Source organism: Sphingobium sp. LMC3-1-1.1 (assembly GCF_040676285.1).
Taxonomy (GTDB): domain Bacteria; phylum Pseudomonadota; class Alphaproteobacteria; order Sphingomonadales; family Sphingomonadaceae; genus Sphingobium.
On sequence record NZ_JBEGHQ010000035.1, the window covers coordinates 1 to 1,143 of the forward strand.

Consider the following 1,143-nt stretch of genomic DNA (forward strand, 5'->3'; position numbering starts at 1 on the left):
CTCGGACGGCCGTAGCTGCCAAGGCTCAGGCTATATTGTTCCCGGATATGGGCCAGCACCCTCATGTCCGTCCGCTCCCGATGGCTGATCGGACGCGAACGCCAGGAACGATAGCCGCGCTCGCTCACCTGCAGGACACGACACATCAACTCCACCGGCCAGCGATGCCGCCAGCTGTGCACAAAGGCGAACCTCACGGCCTTTGGCTCGCGAAGAACTGTGTGGCCTTACTAAGAAACAGCCATATCCGGCTCTGGAGGCAGTTCCTGGAGGGAGAAGCCGAAAGCCTTGGCGCGGCGCTGGAGATTGCCGATCACCCGGCTGCGGTACCGTTCTTCATATTGGGTGGCGCCGGGATCATCATACGCCATGCCGTAGCGCAGGCTGTTGTAAAACAGGACCGCGATCTTGCGTGCTGTGGCCGTGACCGCCTTCGCCTTTCCCGCGCGCGCCGCCAGCCTCCGGTAAAACGCGCCGAGTGCGGTGTCGCTGCGGCCTATTGTGGTCGCGGCCAGACGCAGGAGTGCTGCCGCACGGCTCGATGAGCGCCGCGTTTTCGACGCGAGCAGTTTGCCACCGGATATCTTGTTGCCCGGCGCCAGACATAGCCAGGACGTAAAATGCTTGGAACTGGGCCATGCCGCGAGATCGGTGCCGCACTCGCCGACGAGTTTGAGCGCCAAGGATGGGCCGATTCCATGGATTTGCGTCAGGTCCACGCCCAGCACGCGATAAAGGGCAGACCGGACCTCGAAGGCAGGCGCATTCACCTGCCGTCTTTTGGTCCTGACTTTGGGGAGGCCGCGGATATCGTGCCCCTTGTCGATTGCGAGCGCCTTGAGCGCGACCTCCAGCTTGCGATCGCATTCGAGGATTTTGGTCTGGTAAAAGTCGTACAGCGCCAGCGACTGGCAGAGTGCGAAGATGTGCCCATCCCGCCAGTTTCCCGACAAGGCGGCGCAGATGATCTCCACGGACGCGTGGCAACGGACGTCGCGCATTTCCGCCAGCGTGACGGGCGTGCGTTCGCCGGCCACAATGGCCCTGATGATCCGCATGCCCGTAACCCCGGTGATATCGGAAACGACGTGATGAAGCTGCACGTTCATCTCCATCAGCGCCTTCTGCATGTGCTGGATATGG

Annotated in this window: 1 protein-coding gene and 1 pseudogene; both read right to left on the reverse strand. The window is 62.2% G+C overall.

Annotated features, from left to right (window positions below):
* A pseudogene (locus MRBLMC3_RS17425) lies at positions 1 to 227 on the reverse strand (IS3 family transposase); the annotation flags it as partial.
* A gap of 3 nt (positions 228 to 230) precedes the next feature.
* Positions 231 to 1,130: a transposase gene (locus tag MRBLMC3_RS17430; RefSeq protein ID WP_363830847.1), complete on the reverse strand. Its 900-nt coding sequence runs from the start codon at positions 1,128 to 1,130 to the stop codon at positions 231 to 233.
* Between the last annotated feature and the right edge of the window lie 13 nt (positions 1,131 to 1,143).